The 16,268-nt window shown below is 41.7% G+C and carries 15 protein-coding genes; 7 read left to right on the forward strand and 8 right to left on the reverse strand.

Features of this window, described 5'->3' with window-relative positions; genetic code table 11:
• Positions 1-191 precede the first annotated feature (191 nt).
• The 5 genes from ACYZZR_RS12615 (at position 192) to ACYZZR_RS12635 (ending at position 5,540) form a co-directional block, all read left to right on the forward strand.
• On the forward strand, positions 192-1,109 hold the full coding sequence (locus tag ACYZZR_RS12615) for a bifunctional metallophosphatase/5'-nucleotidase (protein ID WP_461534370.1): 918 nt from the start codon (positions 192-194) through the stop codon (positions 1,107-1,109).
• A gap of 76 nt (positions 1,110-1,185) precedes the next feature.
• A complete protein-coding gene (locus tag ACYZZR_RS12620; RefSeq protein ID WP_461534371.1) occupies positions 1,186-1,773 on the forward strand; it encodes a superoxide dismutase family protein in 588 nt (195 codons plus the stop codon).
• 61 nt (positions 1,774-1,834) lie between these two features.
• Positions 1,835-3,025 carry an LETM1-related biofilm-associated protein gene (locus ACYZZR_RS12625; protein ID WP_461534372.1) on the forward strand — a complete coding sequence of 397 codons (1,191 nt, stop codon included), beginning with the start codon at positions 1,835-1,837 and terminating at the stop codon, positions 3,023-3,025.
• Between the two features lie 298 nt (positions 3,026-3,323).
• Complete coding sequence (gene galK / locus ACYZZR_RS12630; RefSeq protein ID WP_461534373.1) at positions 3,324-4,505, forward strand: galactokinase; 1,182 nt, start codon at positions 3,324-3,326, stop codon at positions 4,503-4,505.
• 9 nt (positions 4,506-4,514) lie between these two features.
• Positions 4,515-5,540, forward strand: a complete 1,026-nt coding sequence (locus ACYZZR_RS12635; protein ID WP_461534374.1) for a UDP-glucose--hexose-1-phosphate uridylyltransferase — start codon at positions 4,515-4,517, stop codon at positions 5,538-5,540.
• A 78-nt stretch (positions 5,541-5,618) separates the two neighbouring features.
• Here the strand turns inward: ACYZZR_RS12635 and ACYZZR_RS12640 are convergent, their stop codons facing one another.
• The 6 genes from ACYZZR_RS12640 to bcp all read right to left on the reverse strand — a co-directional run bounded on the left by ACYZZR_RS12640 (position 5,619) and on the right by bcp (position 10,705).
• Positions 5,619-6,371, reverse strand: a complete 753-nt coding sequence (locus ACYZZR_RS12640) for a LytR/AlgR family response regulator transcription factor (protein ID WP_461534384.1) — start codon at positions 6,369-6,371, stop codon at positions 5,619-5,621.
• A gap of 29 nt (positions 6,372-6,400) precedes the next feature.
• The gene (locus tag ACYZZR_RS12645) at positions 6,401-7,441 is read right to left on the reverse strand and encodes a sensor histidine kinase (RefSeq protein ID WP_461534375.1); all 1,041 of its coding nucleotides are present in this window, start codon (positions 7,439-7,441) and stop codon (positions 6,401-6,403) included.
• Positions 7,442-7,575: 134 nt separating this feature from the next.
• Positions 7,576-7,761: a hypothetical protein gene (locus ACYZZR_RS12650; RefSeq protein WP_461534376.1), complete on the reverse strand. Its 186-nt coding sequence runs from the start codon at positions 7,759-7,761 to the stop codon at positions 7,576-7,578.
• A 76-nt stretch (positions 7,762-7,837) separates the two neighbouring features.
• Positions 7,838-8,332 carry a hypothetical protein gene (locus ACYZZR_RS12655; RefSeq protein WP_461534377.1) on the reverse strand — a complete coding sequence of 165 codons (495 nt, stop codon included), beginning with the start codon at positions 8,330-8,332 and terminating at the stop codon, positions 7,838-7,840.
• Positions 8,333-8,342: 10 nt separating this feature from the next.
• Positions 8,343-10,208: an ABC-F family ATP-binding cassette domain-containing protein gene (locus ACYZZR_RS12660; protein WP_461534378.1), complete on the reverse strand. Its 1,866-nt coding sequence runs from the start codon at positions 10,206-10,208 to the stop codon at positions 8,343-8,345.
• 38 nt (positions 10,209-10,246) lie between these two features.
• Positions 10,247-10,705 (reverse strand): thioredoxin-dependent thiol peroxidase, encoded by a 459-nt coding sequence (bcp, locus tag ACYZZR_RS12665; protein WP_461534379.1) that lies wholly within the window; start codon positions 10,703-10,705, stop codon positions 10,247-10,249.
• 226 nt (positions 10,706-10,931) lie between these two features.
• Here bcp and ACYZZR_RS12670 point away from each other — a divergent pair, with 226 nt between their 5' ends.
• On the forward strand, positions 10,932-11,606 hold the full coding sequence (locus ACYZZR_RS12670; RefSeq protein ID WP_461534380.1) for an endonuclease III domain-containing protein: 675 nt from the start codon (positions 10,932-10,934) through the stop codon (positions 11,604-11,606).
• A 73-nt stretch (positions 11,607-11,679) separates the two neighbouring features.
• Here the strand turns inward: ACYZZR_RS12670 and ACYZZR_RS12675 are convergent, their stop codons facing one another.
• Both ACYZZR_RS12675 and ACYZZR_RS12680 read right to left on the reverse strand, forming a co-directional pair.
• Positions 11,680-11,829 (reverse strand): hypothetical protein, encoded by a 150-nt coding sequence (locus tag ACYZZR_RS12675; RefSeq protein ID WP_461534381.1) that lies wholly within the window; start codon positions 11,827-11,829, stop codon positions 11,680-11,682.
• Positions 11,830-11,882: 53 nt separating this feature from the next.
• Entirely contained in the window at positions 11,883-12,467 is a 585-nt protein-coding gene (locus ACYZZR_RS12680; RefSeq protein WP_461534382.1) for an RNA polymerase sigma factor, read from the reverse strand.
• Between the two features lie 313 nt (positions 12,468-12,780).
• Here ACYZZR_RS12680 and uvrA point away from each other — a divergent pair, with 313 nt between their 5' ends.
• Positions 12,781-15,561, forward strand: a complete 2,781-nt coding sequence (gene uvrA, locus ACYZZR_RS12685; protein ID WP_461534383.1) for an excinuclease ABC subunit UvrA — start codon at positions 12,781-12,783, stop codon at positions 15,559-15,561.
• The last annotated feature ends 707 nt before the right edge of the window (positions 15,562-16,268 follow it).

A 16,268-nucleotide genomic window follows, 5' to 3' on the forward strand; every position in this document is an offset into this window, starting at 1 on the left:
ACAACGACCACATGGTTCACTAAAAAATATGAAACCAGAAGAATTTGAAACTTTTCTTTTGGGGCGCGCCCCAAAAGAAAGACCAACAGTAATCATTAATTATTAACCTGAAAAAAGGCAAGCTTATTCAGGCAAGGTCATAATTGCCCCCAAAAACTAAAAACTACGAACCAAGAACTACGAAATAAGACATGAAAAGACGGGATTTTATTCAACACACTTCAGCTTCGGCCGCTTTTTTATCGCTTGGAGGGCTAAGCCTGTCTTCCTGTACACCGAAAAATACAGCTAAACATATTACCGTACTACACACCAACGATGTACACAGTCATATCGATGCCTTACCCGACAACGACCCTCACCATCCCGGACAGGGAGGAGTGTCGAGAAGGGCTAGCCTCATAGCAGAGGTACGTCGGGAAAATCCGAATACACTGTTGCTGGATGCAGGTGATATTTTTCAGGGAACTCCTTATTTCAACTACTACGGAGGAGAACTCGAATTTAAGCTGATGAGTATGTTAAAGTACGATGCGGCTACCCTTGGAAACCACGATTTTGACAACGGAATCGACGGGCTATACGCCCAGTTACCCCATGCAGATTTCGATTTCCTTATCGCGAATTACGATTTTTCAAATACCGTAATGGACGGCCATACCAAACCCTATAAAATTTTTGTAAAAGACGGAATAAAAATAGGAGTTTTCGGACTTGGAATACAACTCAAAGGACTGGTCAATGACAATCTCTACAAGGAAACAATATACCTCAATCCTATCGAAATTGCTCAGGATATGTCTAGGGTGTTGAAGAGGGATGAAAAATGTGATATTGTAATCTGTCTGTCTCATATAGGATACCAATACCCAAACAGCTATCGCCCTTCCGACATCAAACTCGCGGAGAGTACTGAAAATATAGATTTAATTATAGGTGGTCATACTCACACTTTTCTAGACAGACCAAGCGTACTCCAAAACCGCAAAGGAGAAAAAGTACTAGTAAACCAAGTCGGCTGTTTCGGAATAAACGTAGGCCGTATTGATTTTTACTTAGATCGCGAAAACAAGCTCATAAGTCATGAAGGTAGGACTATCACCGTCTAACCATAGAAAAACCGCAATTAATTTGGTGATATTCTCAAGTCGATGTAACTTTATAATGTCAATTAAAAACCATATTATGAAAAAAGTAGCATTAGTTACCTTATCTGTAGCCGTCCTCAGCATATCTTGCAAGGATGCCACAAAAAAGAAAAGTGAAGATACTACAACAGAAACCGCAGAGCCGGTACAAACTGAAACTGTGGCTGAGACTGCCCGTGAAATTACGGTGACCATGGATCCGAAGAGTGAGTCGACAGCAAAGGGAACCGTTGTCTTTTCAGAAGAGAATGGCACAGTTACCATGACTGCCAATTTTGAAGGGCTAGAACCCGGTATACACGCCATTCACCTTCACGAAAAGGCCGATTGCTCTTCTCCCGACGGAACATCTACCGGCGGACACTGGAATCCTACCTTTGAGCAACACGGCAAATGGGGAGATGAAGCAGGTTACCACAAAGGAGATATAGGAAATTTTGAAGCAGATAAAAACGGTAACGGTTCTATCACTTTCTCTACCGACGAATGGTGTATAGACTGCGATGACGACACTAAAAATATAATTGGGAAAGGAGTTATTGTACACGCTGCCCCAGATGATTTCGTGTCTCAACCCACAGGAAATGCAGGTGGTAGAGTAAGTTGTGGAGGCATTATTCAATAATCGTTTACACATTGTAAGTCCGGGGTTTTATTGCTATTGTTAACCAAAATTTCAACGTCTTATGAATCCCTCGGCCTCCGGTTGGATTGTCAAGCTTAACTCTCTGCTAGCGCGCTCTGCTGTCTTTCCTGTAAAAGAAGGCGAATTTTACCCAAAACTTCGCGAATCAGGGTTTGTATACGGCACCAATGTAAAGCCGGTACTAAGGCTTGATATAGACAATAAACTTACCGAAGAAGAACTGTCAAAGGTTCATTTGTACATGTCTCTTTTGTCGGTTTATTACACCCGAAATCAAAAGCTTGATTTCGACAAAGCCATAGATTCCATCATTGCTTTCTATACTGCTATGGAAAGCAATGATGGTTCTTTTTTCAACAAATTGCTCACTGGAAACAAAGGCTCGTCCAAACTCGAGAAAATTATCGGTAACCGGGTGCTGTTTGACGAAAATATACTAACCAAAAACTTCAACCGCATCCCAACCAATATGCTGTTGTATATAGATGCGCTTACCTATGGGCAGTATCTAGACGGAAACGAAAACTGTATGGAATACGCCGGTAAGTTCGAAACCTATATCATCAACACCATATACCGTGCCCTCGATACTAAAGCGGAAAAGAACGAATACGACGAGCAACTCGTAAAGCTTTTCGAATCGTCCACCCGCTACACTGATACCCACTACCGACAACTGGAAGAACTTCAGGAACAATCTTCTTTCAGGCTGTCTACTGATTTGGAAAAAAAATATGTAGTCGACCTTGCCTCATTGGCTATATGGAGCGATAGTGCAGTGGAAGACCGAGAAAGGAATTTTATAGAAACACTGGTGAACAGCGTGCTTCACCTCCCGTTATCCGAAGCAGAGCACTCCCTGACTTTCGTACAAAATTTCTTTAACCTTCACAGAGAAGAAATTCCTATTCTCAACTTTTCCAACCCAGTAAAACAATTTTACGACAACTCCTCTAAAATGGTGAGTACTCTGATACTCCGAAATAAAAAACGCCTACAATCGGAACTCCTCGAAAGCAAAGAATTGGTGGTGCTCCTTTCCAAATCGACTGTAAAAGATCTCAGTGAGGAAGAGAAACAGAAAGTGAAAACACAATTGCTCGATATATGTAAATCTGTCCCGTCTCTGGCCATCTTTTTACTTCCCGGTGGCGGAGTATTACTCCCGCTCTTAGTCAAGTTTATTCCTCGTCTCCTCCCCTCTTCTTTCGACGACAATAAATTGGAATAAAACAACCGCAACAAATCCGCTTACTACAACACTAACTGTATTGTCTCTACAATTTTATTCTATTCAGTTTTCCCTATTGATCAAAAAAAAGTGTATTTTAGACAAATTTTTATTTCGGGATAGTTTTTTGGCTTTTTGATCTTGAAAAAATTCCGAAAATCATCTCTTTTTGCACTGCAGCAAATCAGATGCTGTTCTCGGTTGCTCGGGGCTACAGACATCCTTTTTATAGAAAAAATATTGCAAATTTTAAAGCGGACTGTTTTGAGACCAGTGTTCAAGACAGGCATAAACATCTATGACTACACAAGTATTAACAGAAAGAGTAAAAAGCCTTTTTAAGGAAAAATACGGAAGTGCTCCCCTACTGGTACAATCTCCAGGGCGCATCAATATTATAGGAGAACACACTGATTACAACGACGGTTTTGTGCTTCCTGGCGCTATAGACCGCTATATTGTTTCAGCAATCGCCAAAAACGACAGCACCGATCAATGCAGGGTATTGGCAGCAGATATGGACAGCGAGATTCAATTTAGTCTCAGCGATGTCCGACCTTCTGAAAAAGGGAGCTGGCAGAATTATGTATTGGGCGTAGTGTCTGAAATAGGCAAACGAGGAGTCCAGCTACAGGGATTTGATATTGTCTTTGGGGGTAACATTCCAAAAGGCTCCGGCTTGTCCTCTTCGGCCGCTTTAGAAAACGCTATCGCTTTCGGACTCAATGAACTCTTCGATATAGGGATGAGCAAAACAGAGATGATGCTACTCTCTCAAAAGGCAGAACACAATTTTGTAGGTGTTCAATGCGGGATTATGGATCAGTTTGCCAGCATGCATGGCAAAAGCGAACACGTACTCCTACTCGACTGCCGATCGTTGGATTTCACTCCGGTGACCATCGATTTTAGCGATTGTGAAATACTGCTTATCAACTCTAATGTAAAACACAGCCTGGCCGACTCTGCCTATAACAACCGACGAAAATCTTGCGAGTCTGGAGTAGGAATACTGCAATCGGTATTTCCGGAAATAAAGGCACTGAGAGATGCCAGCGAAGACCAGCTATCGGAAGTAAAAGAGCAAATGGATAGTGACACTTACAAAAAATGTCTCTATGTCGTCCAGGAGAACAACAGGGTACAGGAGGCTGTAAAGGCGATTAAAAACAACGATATTCCCCTTTTAGGTTCTTTGCTTTTTCAATCTCACGCCGGTTTAGAACACCAGTATGAAGTAAGCTGTCCGGAATTGGATTTTCTGGTCGAAAAAGCAAGGGAAAACAGCAGTATCTTTGGAAGCCGTATGATGGGTGGAGGCTTTGGTGGCTGTACCATCAATATTATCAAAAAAGGAGCCGCCCAAGCATTTGTGGCATCGGTAGAAGAAGAATACACTCTTAAATTTGACAAAAAGCCAAGCATATATAATGTAAGCCTAACCAATGGTACAAGTATATTAGAATCGGTAAAAAACTAAAAACACGCTATGATCCGAAAAGAAGTACTACAAAACCAGTCGCATAAAAGGTTTAATATCCTTACGGGAGAATGGATTTTGGTATCCCCGCACAGAACAAAACGCCCCTGGCAGGGACAACAGGAAAAAACAGCCACAGACATCAGACCTTCCTACGACGAAAACTGTTATTTGTGTCCCGGAAATACGAGAGCAAACGGTGAAATAAACCCTAAATATACAGACACCTATTCTTTTACCAACGATTTTGCAGCATTGCAAACCGACAACGATCCCTTTGTGATTAACGACGGACTGTTGACTGCAGAGAGCGAGCAAGGTACCTGTAAGGTTATCTGCTTTTCTCCAGATCACTCCAAAAGTCTAGCTGATATGGACACCGCATCAATAGAAAAAGTAATTGCTCTGTGGCAGGAGGAGTACGAATCACTCGGCAAAAGGGAAGACATCAATTACGTACAGATTTTTGAAAATAAAGGAGCGGTAATGGGGTGTAGCAACCCTCACCCTCATGGACAAATATGGGCGCAAAGCTCTATTCCTAACGAGGTAGAAAAAAAAGACCAGCGCCAAAAAGCCTATTACAAAACCCATGGAAAAAGCCTGCTCGAAGAATATGTAAATCAGGAAAGCAGCAATAAGGAAAGGATAGTCTACCAAAACGACGATATGGTGGTCTTGGTACCTTTCTGGGCAGTATGGCCTTTCGAAACTATGATAGTTCCCAAAAAACAGCAGACTCATATCGGTAAACTATCGGAAACCGAAAGAAACTCTTTTGCCGATGCCCTGCGTTTTATAACAGCTACCTACGACAAGGTCTTCGACTGCTCCTTCCCTTATTCCGCCGGGATACACCAAGCGCCTACCGACGGTAAAGATTACAGTCATTGGCACTGGCATATGAGTTTCTATCCGCCACTGCTCAGGTCGGCAACAGTAAAGAAATTTATGGTTGGCTACGAAATGTTTGCCATGCCACAACGAGATATCACTGCCGAAGGTGCAGCACAGCGACTTCGCGATCTCGTATAAACCTAAAAAAAAGGCCGGATCAATACATTGCTTTCCGGCTTTTTATTTTCTCCTTCCGCGCTATGAGAAAGACAGTTTTTACCCCAGCCATTCTTTAAATGTTTTTACCCGATCACGGCTTACAATAAGTTGAAACTCCTCAAAATGATGAAGGTGGATTTGCAATCTCGAATTGGTATAGGCAATAATATCTCTGATAGCACTTATATGAACTATACATTTCCTGCTAATTCGAAAAAAAGCATCTGGTGAAAGTTCTGTTTCGAGTGCGTCGAGGGCTGTATCCAGCAAATAGTTTCTGCGTTCCCGGGTATAGAGATAAGTACCTTTATGCTCACTGTAAAAACATTCTATGTCCTCCACAGCAATCATTTTAAGCCGTTGTCCCAATTTTACCGTAAAGCGATTTTTATACGAACGATCTAATGGGTTTACCAACATTTCTCGTATTGCCTCAAAATCGATATTCAGTTGAGAGAAAGATATACGTTCACGGTATTTTGCAATAGCGACAGCCAGTTCTTCTTCGTCGATAGGCTTGAGCAAGTAATCGATGCTGTTCAACTTAAAGGCACGCAAAGCGTATTCGTCGTATGCTGTAGTAAAAACAACAGGACATTTGATTGCAACCGATTCAAAAATCTCAAACGACAATCCGTCCGACAACTGTATATCCAACAGTATCAAATCGGGAGCAGGATGGCTCTGAAACCAGTTTACCGCTTCTTCGACACCGTACAACAGGCATTCTACCTGTAACCCAAGTTTTTCAGCTATGCGCTGTAACCTCCTTGCAGCCGGTTTTTCGTCTTCGATAATAACGACATTCATAAGCTTGACTTCCACAGGTTCAAATCGGATTACACCAAGGGTAATTTTACGGTAAATTCACCCTCCCTTTCCTCTACAATTACTTCTCTTGAAGTACATATGGAGTAACGATTTTTGATGCTTTGCAATCCCCAACCATTACTTTTTACGACATGGTTTTTAGGTTGTTTGTTATTTTTGACGATAAGATACCCATTTTCTTGTAGAATCCGAATATGCAGAGGTTTTAATTTGGACAACCGGTTGTGCTTTACCGCATTTTCCAACAGCAACTGCAGCGACAAAGAAACGATCTTCCCTTCGTCTCTGAGCGTTTCTTTGTCCATATCAAAAGAAATTCCATCTTCAAATCGCATTTTCAACAAGGCAATATAAGATTGTGTAAACTCGAGCTCTTCCTTTAAATCTACCAAATCCTTATCCTTCTGTTCCACCACATAGCGGTATATTTTCGACAAGGAACTCAGATAACGCGAAGCCGCCTCGGGTCTCTCTTCTATAAGTCCGGAAAGCACATTGAGATTATTGAACAGAAAATGTGGATCAAATTGGTTTTTTAATGCGGTATAACGCGCGGCTTCTGTTTCGGCTATCAGCATCTGTCGTTCCAATTGTCGTTGTTGAACCAGGCGATTCAGATAGATCATATGAATAATCAAGGAGATAAGAAATGCGGAAAGAGCTACAAAAAACACCATTCTGAAATTCTTCAGATCGTGTACTACATTCATTAAACTACCTGTTTCAATCCAATAGTGTAGGCTTCGAATCACATAAAAGAAAAGCAAGGTTAAGCCAACACTTCCCGATATCCCAACAAAGAGATTATACGACCGATCGCGCCTTTTGTAGTAAGCAGTAATATACCCGGCCCAAACCGAGTTGACTATAGAAAGCAATATTCCGTACAAGACAAAAATTAGAAATATTTTTGTGTTGTAATATGTGCCATCCCCTGAAAACCAGCTCATAATCAAGTCAAAAACAAAAACTAAACAACTGATTATAAGACTTATAATTATCAGCCTTGTATATTTACCTATCTTTCCCATCTCTTGTAATTTCAGCATTGATACTTCTTTTTAACAGAACAAATATGCTGATGATCTTTCTCTTCGATAAAAAATACCTCCTGAAATGTCAAAATAAAGAGTCGAATGGTAATTTTCTGCCAAAACCACATTGTTTGGCCTAGGGTAGAGCTTCAATTTTCACTTTGTTGTTTTTCAGAATCTTCCTCCTTCCTACGGCTGTAGTACTGATCGCGAAAGCTCCTTCGCTTGCGGTCTTTCCATCTGCTCGAATTGCGCCGGTTGTTCCACAATACCAATACAAAAAGTACGGCTATTACAAGGATGTATACAATGCTACTTTGACTTCCGAAATCCATTCTACTGCTTTTGATTAAACTACAAAATACCGGGTAAATTAAGAAAATTATTCTTTGGTACTACTATTTTATTTACTCACGGTCTTATTACAAAATGCTCTTTGGCCTGCCCGCGTCTAAAAAAAACAACTCCCAGCCAAAAGAGGTTTACCGTTACCCGCACCCTAGGGTGTTGGCATATCTCCTTCCAGCTGTCTTCACTTTTTTGGCTGCGATATATTCCTTCGACTACCAAAATATCTTCCTCGTCAAAATCTTTCCATGAAAAGTAGGATCCCAGTGCTGTTCCGGTGTCAAGTTGGTGATACACCAATCGCTTTTTGCCTTTTACGCGCTCCGACAAATGTGGAAAATAGCGGTAAAGCAACATTTGCAAATCCGAGCATTCCTCAGTGGGTACCAGCTGTTCTATCCCGAAATAACTTATGATACGCAACAGTATTCTGTGAGTTTTTCTTCCCCTAAACTTTCCTTTTTTATACAATCCTTGGGTTACAAACTGGTAGACAAAAGGAGAGTGTACACCGTATTGGTTGGTAGACCTCAACCAGAACTTCAGGTATTTTACCATCCACATTTTTCTATTCCTTATACGACAGTTCAAGCCATCTATCGGTCTTTTCTTCTATACCAGCAATAAGTTGTTCGAGCTTGATAGAGAGTTCGTCTATCTGTTCTCCTTCCAGAGTTCCCTCTGCAAAACGTTGCTCAATCTCTGCCTTTTCCGCTTCCAATTTCAGAATTTCCCTCTCTAGCCTACTGTATTCCTTTTGCTCATTATAAGACAGTCCCCTATTGGCATCTTTTCGCCAGGAAGCTTTCTGTTTCAGCTCGTCTCCTTCAACTGTAGTATTGGTTACGGGAGGAGCACTGTCTTCGTAAGCTCGATAATCAGAATAGTTCCCAGGGAAGTCTTCTACCTCTGCGTCTCCCAGAAAAACAAAGAGGTGATCGACGATCTTATCCATAAAATACCGATCGTGAGAAACCACGATAAGGCAACCTGGAAAATCGAGCAAGAATTCTTCCAGCACATTCAGAGTTACAATATCCAAGTCATTTGTAGGTTCGTCGAGAATAAGAAAATTGGGGTTTTGAATCAGTACAGTACACAGATAAAGGCGTTTTAATTCGCCTCCGCTCAATTTTTCTACAAAATCGTATTGCTTTTTGCGATCGAAAAGAAAGCGTTCCAACAACTGTGTCGCCGAGATTTGCCTTCCTTTGGCCAGGGGAATATAATCGCCATAGTCACGTATTACGTCGATTACCTTTTGTCCGGGTTTGATTTCTATTCCTGCCTGGGTATAGTATCCAAATTTTACGGTCTCGCCAATCACAATCTTTCCCGCATCTGGAGCTATAGCCCCGGTAAGCAGGTTGAGAAAGGTCGATTTTCCGGTACCGTTTTTACCGATAATCCCGACGCGTTCCCCTTTTTTAAAAACGTATTGAAATTTGTCTAGGATGCGTTTTTGCCCATACGATTTCCCCACATTGTGAAGCTCTACAATCTTACTTCCGAGTCGCTCCATATTGATTTCAAGCTGTATACTGTGCTCCTTGCGCCTCTGATGGGCTTTTTCTTTGATAAGGTAAAAATCGTCTATGCGAGATTTGGATTTGGACGTCCTTGCCTTAGGTTGCCTCCGCATCCAGTCGAGCTCTTTGGTATACAGGTTACGGGCTTTTTCTACCGAGGCTTTTTCCGCGGTTATTCTCGCTTCTTTTTTCTCGAGATAATAGGAATAATTCCCTTTGTACGAATACAGTTTACCATCTTCGAGCTCTATGATTTCATTACACACCCTCTCTAGGAAATACCGATCGTGAGTCACCATAAAAAGCGTGATATTCTCACGTGCAAAATAGGCTTCCAGCCACTCTATCATTTCCAGGTCGAGATGGTTGGTAGGTTCGTCGAGGATGAGAAGATCCGGCTCATTGAGCAAAACTGTAGCCAGGGCAAGGCGTTTTTTTTGCCCTCCCGAAAGCGAGGATACCTTTTGCGAGAGGTCGTCCAATTTAAGTCGGGAAAGAATCTGTTTATACTTGGTTTCAAAATCCCAGGCCTGATAGCGCTCCATCTGTTCAAAAGCCTTCTGATAAGCCTCGACATCGTCTGGATATTGTAAGGCTTCTTCATAGCGCCTTATTATTCCCAACACCTTGTTTTCGGAAGCAAAAATAGTTTCCTCTATGCTAAGATCAGTATTCAAATCCGGCTCTTGAGAGAGAAAGCCGATATGGATCCCATTTCTAGACACCACCTGTCCGCTATCGGGCTCGTCTTTTCCGGTTATAATATTCAACAAGGAAGTCTTGCCTGTACCGTTTTTTGCGATAAAGGCTATTTTTTGGTCTTTGTTTATCCCAAAAGAAATATCGGCAAACAACACCCGCTCTCCAAAAGCTTTGGAGATATTTTCAACAGATAGATAATTCATTACAGCACGTTAAGTCAGCGGCTAAAGATAGTGGAAAATTACTGTTCTTCCAGTATCTGAGCCGCGTGATCTTTGGTCTTCACCTTGTCGATTACGCGCTCCACCCTCCCCTCTTCGTCGATAACAAAGGTCTTGCGGTGTATACCGTCGTAGGTGCGTCCCATAAATTTCTTAGGCCCCCATACTCCAAAGGCATTGATTACTTCTTTGTCTTCATCGGCCAGCAGTGGAAAGGGAAAGCTGTACTTATTTTTAAAATTCGACTGCCTTTTGGCCGAATCGGCACTTACTCCCAGTAATTCATATCCCTTTTCTCGCAACACCTCATAGTGATCTCTCAGGTTACAAGCTTCTGCCGTACATCCGGGAGTACTGGCTTTGGGATAGAAAAACACTATCCATTTCTTTCCCTTATAATCTGAAGGAGACACAGCATTTCCATCCTGATCGTTGGCCGTAAAATCAGGAACGAGGTCGCCCGGTTTCAATGTTTTCATCGTTTAATATATTTAGTTTTCAACAAATATCTCAGCCCATACTTCCAAAAAAGCCCCTCATCTACTCATCTTCCCATCTCCAAGGCTCCACATCTCAAAATCTCCTCATCTCCACGTCCCCTATCTCCGCATCACCCAGCCTCCTCATCTCAAAATCTCCGTATCCAAAAAAGTTTAGTAGAGACACTGTAAATAACGTATTTTAGCAGTTCAAAACTAAGTAAAAATGACCAAAAGCCAAAAAGTAGAATTCGCCATAAAGACGCTGGAGGAGATCTATCCTCAGATTCCGATTCCTCTCGACCACAAAGACCCTTACACACTGCTCATCGCTGTTCTACTATCGGCTCAAAGTACTGACGTCAGGGTAAATCAGATCACTCCACTGCTTTTTGAAAAGGCCGACAACCCCTACGCAATGATAAAACTGAGTCGCGAAGAAATTCAAGATATTATACGTCCTGTAGGCCTGTCGCCTATGAAGTCGAAAGGAATTTACGAGCTATCACATATCCTCATCGACAAATACGACGGTAAAGTTCCGGCCGACATCGATGCACTTGAAACCCTGCCAGCTGTAGGGCACAAAACGGCCAGTGTTGTAGTTTCTCAAGCCTTTGGAATTCCGGCCTTTCCAGTGGACACTCATATCCATCGGCTTATGTATCGCTGGGGGTTTAGCAATGGTAAAAATGTGGTACAGACCGAAAGAGATGCGAAAAGACTATTCCCAAAGGAAAGTTGGAATAAATTACACCTTCAAATGATATGGTATGGCAGGCAGTACTCACCGGCAAGAGGATGGAATCTGGAAACCGATATCATTACCCGTACCATAGGCCGGAAATCGGTAATCAACGACTATTACAAATCAAAAGAAAAACCGTCTTCAAGGAAATAGTACGAGCGTGTACCCATCCTTAAAAACGGTTGAGGGACTATTTTATCAGAGTTTGTTCTAATCTATCTCTGTTTCAGTTCAAAATGGTGTCGAAGCGAATTTCTTCGTAATCGACAACTTTTAAAGCCTTGGAATAATTGAGGAGAAAATCGATTGTCTCCTTACTGGGTCTCTTGTTTCTCTGTTCTGATTTTGAAGATTTTCTAGTGTAAAGGTGTGCCATATTATTGCGTTTGATTGTTTTATACAAACGCGATACCACACCCACATATTGTATCAATACGTCGTTAAAATTATGTTATTTTTCTCCACCAACTTTCTCAGGTTAATAATGGCATATCTCATTCTCCCCAAGGCCGTATTAATACTGACTCCTGTGACCTCCGATATCTCTTTAAAGCTCATGTCTTTATACATTCTCATCATCAGCACTTCCTGCTGGTCACTTGGCAGTTCTAGGATTAATTTTCGCATATCTTCCTCTACCTGATCTTTAATAATCTGCCCTTCCACATTCAGCGAGCCATCTCCGATAACAGAAAAGATATTAAAGTCTTCACCACCTTCAAACTTAGGCATACGCGTGCCTTTTCTAAAGTGATCTATAACCAAGTTGTGCGCTATACGCATCACCCAAGGCAAAAATTTTCCCTCTTCGTTATAGGCACCTCTTTTAAGGGTACGGATAACCTTGATAAAGGTGTCTTGAAAAATATCCTCTGCGATATCCTTGTCAAAAACCTTGGAGAAAATAAAACTGTAAACTCTTTGAGAGTGGCGGTTGATAAGCACCTCAAGTGCGCTCTCATTACCGTTGATATAGTCTTCTACTAAAACAGAATCTTGAAGAAGTTGCTTCATAATAATCACTTTTTTAAACAATTCAGACACCCCAAAGAAGAGCGTTCTTAGTCTCTCTTTTTTAAACTCAAAATTTAAAAAAACAAAAAAGTAATTTTATGATATAAGCGCTACTGTTTTTAAAGTTTGCTGGCCAAATATAATAACATTCCTTAATTATATGCAAATATTATGTAGTATTTTCGCATTATAAGATCACCAAAAAAATCACAAATAACTAAAAAACAACATTTTACATAAAAATCTATTTAATTCTATTTTTCGAAGCGCTAAATCTGAGATTCCTTATCTTTGTATTTTTCCGTATTTGACTATGACAGATATATTGGCACTCGATCCCAAGCACAACATCATTATAAAAGGGGCAAAACTCCACAACCTCAAGAATATCAACGTCGCCATACCCCGCAACAAACTGGTGGTTATCACCGGACTTTCCGGTTCGGGTAAATCCAGCCTGGCCTTCGACACTCTTTATGCTGAAGGTCAACGCAGGTATGTTGAAAGCCTTTCTTCTTATGCACGGCAGTTTCTAGGGAGACTGGACAAGCCCAAAGTAGACTATATCCACGGAATTGCTCCTGCCATAGCTATAGAGCAGAAGGTCAATTCAACCAATCCGCGGTCTACCGTAGGGACCACTACCGAAATATACGATTATCTGAAGCTGCTATACGCTCGAATCGGACATACATATTCTCCTATATCAGGAGAAGAGGTCAAAAAACATACGGTGACCGATGTGGTAGATGCTGTATCCAAATACGAGCCTCGCACCCGATTGTTGCTGATGGCCCCCATAGAGCTTCAAGGTGACAGAACTGCAAAGCAAAGCATACAGCTATTGGCACAACAGGGGTACTCCCGTATCAAATACGGAGACCAAATAATGCGGATTGATGAGATCGAAGAAGAGATTAGCTCCGACTTTTACTTGGTGGTAGACCGCATCGTCTCGCAGCCTAGAGATGAAGACTTTATCAACCGACTCGCCGATGCAGTCGAAACGGCATTCTTTGAAGGAAAGGGTAGCTGCATACTCGAAGAGGTTCAAACCGGAAAGCAAATCTCTTTTAGCAATAGGTTTGAGAGAGACGGCATACAATTCACAGAACCCAATATTCACCTTTTTAGTTTTAACAATCCCTTCGGCGCCTGCCCTAAATGTGAAGGATATGGAGATACTATAGGTATAGACGAAGACTTGGTGATTCCTAATTCAGGACTATCTGTATACGACAACGCCATATTTCCATGGCGGGGAGAAAGTATGGGCTGGTACCGCGATCAGTTGGTCAACAATGCCTACAAATTTGACTTCCCCATACACAAACCTTGGTTCGAACTCTCTGATGCCCAGAAACAACTGGTGTGGAATGGCAATAAATATTTTACCGGTCTCCACAATTTCTTTGCCGAATTAGAAGAAAAGAACTACAAAATACAGAATCGGGTGATGCTGTCGCGTTATCGCGGAAAAACCCGTTGTCCCGAATGTGGTGGAAGACGCTTAAGACCGGAAGCTGACTATGTCAAAATAGGAGGAAAAAGCATCTCAGAACTCGTGGATATGCCACTGCATCGCTTAGCCGATTTCTTCCAAAAACTTTCCCTCTCCGACTACGAACAAAAAGTGGCAGGACGACTCCTAAAAGAAATCAACAACCGGCTGAGCTTTTTGTCTAATGTAGGACTGGAATACCTGACACTCAATCGGAAGTCAAACTCACTCTCTGGGGGAGAGTCGCAACGCATCAATCTCGCCACCTCACTCGGAAGTAGCCTAGTAGGGTCTATGTATATTCTAGATGAACCCAGTATAGGCCTGCATCCTAAAGACACTGAAAAACTGATCTCCGTACTGCAATCTCTACGAGACCTAGGAAATACAGTAATTGTCGTAGAACACGACGAAGACATTATGAAGGCCGCCGATAATATTATTGATATAGGCCCGGAAGCAGGTACCCTAGGCGGTGAAGTGGTAGCCAGTGGTAGTTTTAACGACATATTAAACCAACAAAGCCTTACCTCAGACTATTTGAGCGGACGAAAAAGTATTGAAGTTCCTCAAAATCGACGCAGCTCAAAAAACTATATCACCATAAGAGGTGCTCGAGAAAACAACCTCAAAAATATAGACGTTACCTTCCCTCTCGGAACACTTACTGTAGTGACCGGTGTATCGGGAAGCGGAAAGAGTTCGCTCGTCAAGAAAATACTGTATCCCGTAGTACTCAAAGAAACCGGTGGTTACGGAGAAAAACCAGGAAAATACACCAGTGTTGAAGGCAAGTATAACAATCTCAAAGAGGTAGAATTTATAAACCAAAACCCTATAGGTCGATCGTCCAGATCTAATCCGGTAACCTATATCAAGGCCTACGACGACATACGGGCACTCTTTACTGGGCAGAAACTAGCCAAGATGAGGGGGTATCAACCCAAACACTTCTCATTTAACGTAGATGGAGGAAGGTGCGAAACCTGCAAAGGAGAAGGAGAAGTCACCATAGAAATGCAATTTATGGCCGATGTAGTCTTGCCTTGCGAAAGCTGTAAAGGCAAGCGCTTTAAAAAGGAAGTGCTCGAAGTAAACTTTGAAGGAAAAAATATCAGCGATATACTTGAGCTCACCATAGACGATGCTATCGAATTCTTTGAAAAGCACAAACAGAAAAAAATCATCAATAAATTACAACCACTCCAAGATGTTGGGCTGGGATATGTGACACTGGGGCAGTCGTCCTCTACTCTGTCGGGAGGAGAAGCACAACGCATTAAACTAGCCTCTTTCCTCGCCAAAGGAAATACTGGCGAAAAGACCTTGTTTATCTTTGACGAACCAACTACAGGTCTCCATTTTCACGATATCAAAAAACTGCTTACCTCCTTTAATGCACTGATCGCAAAAGGACATTCAGTAGTGGTAGTCGAACACAATATCGAACTCATCAAATGTGCCGACCACATCATAGATCTCGGTCCAGGAGGAGGAGAAAGAGGCGGTACTGTGGTGGCAGAAGGAACACCAGAGGAAATTATTACACAACCAGCATCGTATACCGGGCAGTTCTTAAAAGACAAATTGTAACCGGAAGTCGTAAAAAGATTGGTATCTCCAATTTTTATGCGACATACTTAGAAGCGGTTTTCCCTGTACCACATTCAGATTACTACACTATCCCCCGAATATTTTTATCAAAGAGAGGCTTTGATTTAACAAGTATTTAACCCCCTGAAAAATATGTCATATCCTCTTTTGGCACGTTATTTGAAAAACACTATACAGACGAAACGATTAGTTAGTTTTTTTCATATTTTGGTTGGTTAGTTAGTTATAAAACCCTGTACAGATAGTTGTGCAGGGTTTTATTTTTTATACGTCCTTGCTTGTCAAGAAGTTTTTTACTGTTTTTTTACCGACTTTTTGGTTGCAAACAACAATAGCAGGTACGATATCAGTGCCATCAGAAAGATCACTATCACCATCGGCATAGCGGTTCCGTTGTACAAAGTCCCCATAAGGGCAGATCTCGCGCTCCTGCACCCATTCTAAAACTGCCGTTCATGGCCAAAGCAGATCCGATATTGTTAGAAAAAGGGCGTAGAGACATAGCTGTAGCATTGGGATTGATAAAGCCCAACAGAAATAATATCAATTGAGTTATGTATATAAATTCTATATTTTTATTCCTTAAAAATCAAAGGAAATGACACAATTTAAAGGACAAAATATCATAGACTTTTTGAAAGTTTTCCCGGATGATGCTTCCTGCAAGCGCTATTTGGCCGAGTTGA

The organism is Sinomicrobium sp., from assembly GCA_029266035.1.
In the GTDB taxonomy this organism is placed as follows: Bacteria; Bacteroidota; Bacteroidia; order Flavobacteriales; family Flavobacteriaceae; genus Sinomicrobium.